The 5,554-nt window shown below is 71.0% G+C and carries 4 protein-coding genes and 1 pseudogene; 4 read left to right on the top strand and 1 reads right to left on the bottom strand.

The annotated features are described in order from the left end of the window. Both ACFR9S_RS09370 and ACFR9S_RS09365 read left to right on the top strand, forming a co-directional pair. A partial coding sequence (locus ACFR9S_RS09370) for an AMP-binding protein (RefSeq protein ID WP_379818489.1) occupies positions 1-1,801 on the top strand: 1,801 nt, incomplete at its 5' end. 68 nt (positions 1,802-1,869) lie between these two features. Then, positions 1,870-3,021: an acyl-CoA dehydrogenase family protein gene (locus ACFR9S_RS09365; RefSeq protein WP_379732052.1), complete on the top strand. Its 1,152-nt coding sequence runs from the start codon at positions 1,870-1,872 to the stop codon at positions 3,019-3,021. A gap of 24 nt (positions 3,022-3,045) precedes the next feature. On the opposite strand, the gene ACFR9S_RS09360 is transcribed toward ACFR9S_RS09365, so the two are convergent. Beyond that, positions 3,046-3,426 carry a hypothetical protein gene (locus ACFR9S_RS09360; protein ID WP_379732053.1) on the bottom strand — a complete coding sequence of 127 codons (381 nt, stop codon included), beginning with the start codon at positions 3,424-3,426 and terminating at the stop codon, positions 3,046-3,048. Between the two features lie 91 nt (positions 3,427-3,517). On the opposite strand from ACFR9S_RS09360, the gene ACFR9S_RS09355 reads away from it, so the two are divergent. Beyond that, the gene (locus ACFR9S_RS09355; protein WP_379818488.1) at positions 3,518-5,095 is read left to right on the top strand and encodes a thiamine pyrophosphate-binding protein; all 1,578 of its coding nucleotides are present in this window, start codon (positions 3,518-3,520) and stop codon (positions 5,093-5,095) included. Between the two features lie 34 nt (positions 5,096-5,129). Then, positions 5,130-5,554: pseudogene (locus ACFR9S_RS09350) on the top strand (DNA mismatch repair protein); the annotation flags it as partial.

The following is a 5,554-nucleotide window of genomic DNA, read 5'->3' as shown; positions in this document are numbered from 1 at the left end:
TCAGGACGACGACGACCTGCTCGAACAGATCCCCGAGGAGGTCAACGCCGCCACCGGCCCGGTCGCCGTCGAGGGTGCCGAGCCGTGGCTCCCCGTGTTCACGATCGACGAGGCCGACTGGAGCGACGCGACGCCGCTCTCGGACGCCGAGCCCGGGTCGTTCACCCCGGCGACGTGGGAGCGAGGGGACACCCAGCTACTGCTGTTCACGTCGGGAACCACCGGCGACGCCAAGGCAGTGACGTTGACGATGGGGAACCTGCTCGCGAGCGCCACCGCCAGCGCGTTCCGGCTGGGGATCGACCCGGCGGACCGCTGGCTGGTGCCGCTCTCGCTCCACCACATGGGCGGGATCGCCCCCGTCCTCCGCTCGACGCTGTACGGGACGACGGTGATCGTCCGCGAGTCGTTCGACCCGGGCGGCACCGTCGACGACCTGCGGGAGTACGACGCCACCTGCATCTCGCTGGTGCCGACGATGCTGCGCCGAATGCTGGAGTCGCGCGGCACGCTGCCGGACAGCCTGCGGTTCGTGCTCGTCGGCGGCGCGCCCTGCCCCGAGGAGCTGATCGAGCGCTGCCGGGACTACTCGGTGCCGATCTGTCCGACGTACGGGATGACCGAGACGGCCTCGCAGGTCGCGACCGCGCGCCACGAGGAGGCGTACGACCACCCCGACACCGTCGGTCGGCCGCTGCTCTGGACCGACGTGACCGTCGTCGACTCCGCTGGCAGCCCGGTCGAGCCCGGCGAGTCGGGCGAGCTGGTGGTCCGCGGGCCGACCGTGACGCCGGGGTACTACGGCGACCCCGCGGCGACGGGCGAGGCCATCGGCGCCCACGGTCTCCACACCGGGGACGTGGGGTATCGCGACGAGGAGGGGCGGCTGTACGTGCTGAACAGGCTGGACGACCGCATCCTCACTGGCGGGGAGAACGTCGACCCCGGCGAGGTCGTCGAGGCGATCCGGACCCACCCCGGCATCGAGGACGCCGCCGTCGTGGGGCTGGACGACGAGGAGTGGGGCGAGCAGGTCGCCGCGCTGCTCGTCCCGACCGAGGACGGCGTTGACGTCGACGACCTCGAGGCCCACCTGCGCGAGCGCCTCGCGGGCTTCAAGCTCCCGCGGACGATCGGGACCGCCGAGGAACTCCCCCGGACCGTCTCCGGCACCGTCGAACGCGACGCCGTCCGGGAGCGACTGCGCGAGGACGACACGGTCTCGATCGGCCGCGACCAGCCGAGTGCCCGTGCCGCAAGCGACGCCGAGAGCGTCCGCGCGGTCGCTCGCGAGGCGTCCGAGGACGAACCGACCGAACTCCCCGAGAGCGAGGAGCCGTCGGACGGGGAGACGGACGACTCCGACCGGGCCGCCGACACGGAGCCGGCGCTGGATCGGGAGCCGGCCGCCGCCGGGGAGAGCGTGACCGAGGACGCCGGCTCGGCTCGCCCGCCGCTCGGCGACGATCGGGAGGGTGACGGCGCGCTCGACGTGACCGACGCCGCGGAGGAGACGCGACTGGGCGGCGCCGCGCTCTCCTCGCCGCACGACACCGTCGACGCAGCGAGCGATCGACTCACCGGCGGTGCAGTCGGAGAGCCGTCAGGCTCCGACGACGAGATCGAAACGGACGACGAGGGAGTGACAGTCGACGCCGACACCGTGAACCGCGAACCGGAGGAGGACGGACGCGACGACGAAGGTGGGGAGGTCGATGACTGGGACGCCGACGGAGGGGACGCCCCGGACGGTGACGCCGCGAACGAAGACGCCGAGGACCCAGCCTCGGACGGCACGTAGCCGGAAACGGCGGACCACGGGGGGGCAGTTCTGGGTGGCTTTTTGCCCGCTCGCGCCCATCGTGGGGTATGGATCTGCTCGACGAGGGGATCGTCCCCGAGCACGCACGCGAGGCGAAAGCCGAGGCCAGAGCGTTCGCGGAGGACGAGATCATGCCCGTCGCCGCCGAGAAGTTCGACGCCGGCGAGTACCCGTGGGACGTGCTGGAGGCCGGGATGGACGCCGGCCTCGTCGCCGCCGACCTGCCCGAGGAACTCGGCGGCCGGGGGTTCGACATCCAGCAGATCCTCGCGATCGCCGAGGAGTTCTACCGCGCCGACGCCGGGATCGGGCTGACGCTGATGCTCGCCTCCTTCGGCTGTGAGCTGGTCGAACAGTACGGCAGCGAGGAGCAACACGAGAAGTACCTCCGACCGGTCGCACAGAACGACCAGATCTCCGGGCTCGCGGTGTCAGAGCCGGAGACCGGCTCCGACCTCGCGGGGATGAGCACTACCGCGGAGAAAGACGGCGACGAGTGGGTGCTCAACGGCGAGAAGTACTGGGTCGGCAACGCCGTCGAGGGCGACTGGCTCACCGTCTACGCCAAGACCGGCGACCGCGACGACCGCTACGGCAACTACTCGCTGTTCATCGTCGAGACCGACACCGACGGCTACGAGGCCGAGCACATCCCCGAGAAGATGGGGATGCGCGCCTCCAAGCAGGGCCATATCGTGTTCGACGACTGCCGGATCCCCGAGGAGAACCTCGTCGGCAGCGAGGGCGGCGGCTTCTACGCGCTGGCGGACTTCTTCAACCACGGCCGCGTCGTCGTCGGCGGCCACGGGCTGGGGATCGCCGCCGCCGCGATCGAGGAGGCCGAGGCGTTCGTTCACGAGCGCGAGGGGTTCGGCCGCAACATCAACGAGTTTCAGTCGGTCCAGCACATCCTCGCGGACATGCAGACGGAGTTCCGCGCGGCCCGCGCGCTGAACTGGCAGGCCGCCGAGAAGGTCAAGAACCACGACAACCCCGGCTACTGGGCGGCGATGGCCAAGACGAAGTCCACCGAGGTCGCCGTCGACGTGGCCGAGCGCGGGATGCAGCTCCACGGCGGCCGCTCGATCTTCACCGACCGCCGGATCGCCCGCGCGTACCGCGACGCCCGCATCCCCGTGATCTACGAGGGGGCCAACGAGATCCAGCGGAACCTGATATACCGCCAGACGCCGCGGTAGGCGTCGCTCCTTCCCCGTCCGTTTTCACACGCCGAGTTCGTCCTGCACGATCTCGATCCCGTCTTGCACGGCCGCCATCGACACCGAGCGGTCGCGCTCGACGGAGAACAGACAGCCCCGCTTCGGGCCATCGCTGACCCGGACCACCCACGAGCGTTCGAACGTCCGGACGACCGCCTCCAGACTCCCAAGCCGGAACGACGACTCGACGGCCGGCGCGTCGAGCTGGTGGACGATGCTGTTGTCGACGACCGCCCTGATCTCGTCGTCGCTGTACTGCGCCGCCACGTCCTCCCGGAGGGAGTGATCGAACTCCCCGCTGTCGTACCTGATGACCCCACGGAGTGCGGTCCCCAGCCGGTCCGCGAGGGCGGCGTGGATCGTCCCGGCGTCGATCTCACCCATAGCGGCGACTCTTTCTGTAGGGGCAAAAAGCTCCGTATCCCCGCCGCCGCCCGGAGAAAGAACTACGGTGATTCCCACGTCCGGTAGGGCCATGGACACGCTCACCGGCGGCGAGGCGGTCGTCGCACAGCTCGAGCGCGAGGGGGTCGACGTGGCGTTCGGCATCCCGGGCGTCCACACGCTCGAGATCTACGACGCGCTGCTCGACAGCGGGATCGACCACGTCACCACCCGCCACGAGCAGGGTGCGGGGTTCGGCGCCGACGGCTACGCGCGGGCGACCGGCCGCGTCGGCGTCTGCTTCGTCATCACCGGTCCCGGCCTCACCAACGTCGCGACCGCGGTCGGGCAGGCGTACTCCGACTCCTCGCCGATGCTGGTGATCTCCACGACGAACGCGACCAACGAGGCCGACCGCGGGAAAGGCCACCTCCACGAGCTCAAGGACCAGCAGGGCGTGATGGAGTCGATCGCCGCCGAGAGCTACCACGTCGACCGCGTCGCAGACGTGCCGGAAGCGATCGCCGACGCGTTCGACTACCTCGACCGCCACCGACCCCGGCCCGTCCACGTCCAGATCCCGACGGACGTGCTCGAACGCGCGGAGCCGGTGGAACTGGTCGACCGGACGCCCGCCACGCCGCCCGGCCCGGACACGGAGCGCGTCGAAACCGCGACCGAGATGCTCGCCGACGCGGAGCGTCCCCTGCTCGTCGTCGGCGGCGGCACCGTCGACGCCGCCGACTCGATGCGGGCGTTCGTCGACGAGACCGAGATGCCCGTAATCACGACCGCCGCCGGGAAAGGCGTCGTCCCCGCGGATCACGACTGCTGTGTCGCGACGGCGCTGGGCCACGAGCCGGCGGCCGAGTTCGTCGCGAGCCGGGACCTCGTGCTCGCTGTCGGGACGGAGTTGAGCGCACAGGACACGGGCGACACCCCCCTCCCCGACGAGCTGATCCACGTCGACATCGACCCGACGGATATCGGGAACAACCACGAGACGGCGATGGGGATCGTCGGCGACGCGGGAGCGACGCTCGACGCGCTCACCGAGCGAGTGAGTGAGCGCCGCCTCTCCTTCGACGGCCCGGCCGAGGCCGCCGACGCGGGGCCGGAGCCGCTCTCGATCGGTGTCGAGGACGACCGCCTGCATCTGCTCGCCGTGCTCCGGGAGGCGCTCGACGACGACGCGGTGGTCGTCAACGACATGACGAAGGTGAGCTACGCCGCGCGGACGCGGTTCCCGACAGGCGCGCCCAGATCGTTCCTGTTCCCGCGGGGGTTCGGGACGCTGGGGTTCAGCGCGCCCGCGGCGTTCGGCGCCGCGATCGGCACGGACCGGCAGGTAGTGTCGCTGGTCGGCGACGGCGGGTCGCTGTTCACGATCGGCGACCTCGCGACCGCGGTGCAGTACGACCTCGGCGTGCCGATCGTCCTCTGCAACGACGACTCCTACGACATCCTCGAGGACGTCCAGCGCCGGGACTACGGCCGGACGATGGCGACCGACATCGAGAACCCCGACTTCGTCGAGATGGCCGAGAGCTTCGGCGCCGCCGCACGGCGGATCGAGTTCGAGGACGCCGCCGACGAACTGCCCGACGCGCTCACCGCGGCGTTCGACCGCGACCGGCCGACGCTGATCGAGGTCCCCGTCGAGTTCTGACAACGCTGAAGGACCCCCGGCCGCATGAGCACCTATGCGACTGCAGGAGTACTGGGGCGTCGGACCGAAGACGGCCGACCTGCTCGAAGCCGAGTTGGGGGTCGAGCGTGCGGTGCGCGCGATCGAGTCCGCGGACGTGAGCACGCTCGTCGACGCCGGGCTCCCGCGCGGCCGGGCGACGCGCATCCTCCGCCGGGCCACGGGCGCGGCCGGGCTGGACACGCTGGGCACCGGTGACGCCCGCGACGTGTACGGTGACCTGCTCGAACTGGCCGCGGGCGAGGCACTGACTGACGGCGCGGCCGACCGAATCCGCGTGCTCACGCCACTTGCGAGCCACGAGGCCGCCGACGAACGGCTGGACCGCATCGACCGAGCACGCGAGGTGTGGTCCGGACTCGAGGAGGAGGACCAAGAGCGCGTGATCGACGCGTTCGACAGCTACGACGAGGCCGGCGG

The sequence above is a fragment of the Halolamina salina genome (genome assembly GCF_042678005.1).
In the GTDB taxonomy this organism is placed as follows: domain Archaea; phylum Halobacteriota; class Halobacteria; order Halobacteriales; family Haloferacaceae; genus Halolamina; species Halolamina salina.
Note: the sequence above shows the minus strand (reverse complement) of the source record. Positions and strands in the feature narration are given on the sequence as shown.

Excerpts from the sequence above, each read along its gene's own strand:
- ACFR9S_RS09355 (WP_379818488.1), top strand. The coding sequence starts at position 3,518 with ATGGACACGCTCACCGGCGGCGAGGCGGTCGTCGCACAGCTCGAGCGC.
- ACFR9S_RS09365 (WP_379732052.1), top strand. The coding sequence starts at position 1,870 with ATGGATCTGCTCGACGAGGGGATCGTCCCCGAGCACGCACGCGAGGCG.
- ACFR9S_RS09360 (WP_379732053.1), bottom strand. The coding sequence starts at position 3,426 with ATGGGTGAGATCGACGCCGGGACGATCCACGCCGCCCTCGCGGACCGG.